The sequence below is a fragment of the Shewanella fodinae genome, from assembly GCF_014651955.1.
Classification (GTDB): Bacteria; Pseudomonadota; Gammaproteobacteria; order Enterobacterales; family Shewanellaceae; genus Shewanella; species Shewanella fodinae.
This window is the reverse complement of sequence record NZ_BMXW01000044.1, coordinates 1-1,052: the sequence shown is the minus strand read 5'-3', so window position 1 is coordinate 1,052 and position 1,052 is coordinate 1. Positions and strand designations below refer to the sequence as shown.

1 protein-coding gene is annotated in these 1,052 nt (G+C 48.9%); it reads left to right on the top strand.

Translation table 11 applies throughout. From position 1 onward, the window contains the following. The first annotated feature begins 78 nt into the window (after positions 1–78). Positions 79–996 carry an IS5 family transposase gene (locus tag IE064_RS18040; protein ID WP_189619047.1) on the top strand — a complete coding sequence of 306 codons (918 nt, stop codon included), beginning with the start codon at positions 79–81 and terminating at the stop codon, positions 994–996. Positions 997–1,052: the final 56 nt, after the last annotated feature.

Sequence of the window (1,052 nt, the reverse complement as noted above, 5' to 3'; positions counted from 1 at the left end):
GGCGTTGTTGCCTAAATGTGGAACCTTCTGCCTCTGATGCGATCAGATCCTGTAAATAGCAGACAGGAATGGATAGCAGTGGGCAAATCCAAGCACCAAATCACCAATTGGCCGGAATATAACAGAGCCTTGACTAAGCGGGGCTCACTGACGTTCTGGATAGACGAGCAGGCTATGAACCACTGGTGTTGCAGCAAACATCATGGTGGCCGAGGCAGAGGATTTCAGTACAGTGACACTGCAATTGAGACCGCATTGATGCTTAAAGGTCTATTCAATCTCCCCTTACGAGCACTGGAAGGTTTCATCAATTCGGTATTTGGCTTGATGAGCGTGCCTTTGAAATCACCAGGTTATAGCTGTATCAGCAAGAGAGCCAAGACTGTCGACATTCGCTACCACAACCCCAGTCGCGGCGCGATCGCTCACTTGGTTATCGATGCCACAGGTCTGAAAGTTTACGGCGAAGGTGAATGGAAAATTCGTAAGCACGGTAAAGAAAAACGCCGCACTTGGCGTAAGCTTCATTTAGCAGTGGATGCCGCAACGCATGAAGTCATCGCAGCGGAAGTGAGCCTTGAAAGCGTGGCCGATAGTGAGGTTCTGCCCACGTTATTGAACCCACTGAGACGTAAAATAAAACAAGTCTCAGCCGATGGGGCTTATGATACCAAGAACTGCCATAAGCTGCTGAAACGAAAAAACAGCAAGCCGACCATTCCGCCCAGGAAGAATGCGGGTTACTGGGAAACTGGTCATCCGAGGAATGAGGCAGTTAAGGCGTTGAAAAGCGATACACTCGAAGAATGGAAGAAAGACAATGACTATCATCAACGTTCTTTGTCAGAAACCGCCATGTATCGTTACAAGCGACTCATCAGTCCGCAACTAAGCCTACGGGACTACAATGGACAAGTCGGCGAGGCATTGGCTGGCGTGAAGGTGATGAACAAAGTCATAGGACTAGGTATGCCCATTCGCCAGAGGCTCAATTAACACCACGAACCATGATGGGAACTGGCTTATCTGCGATTGATTTGATCAACAAGGCC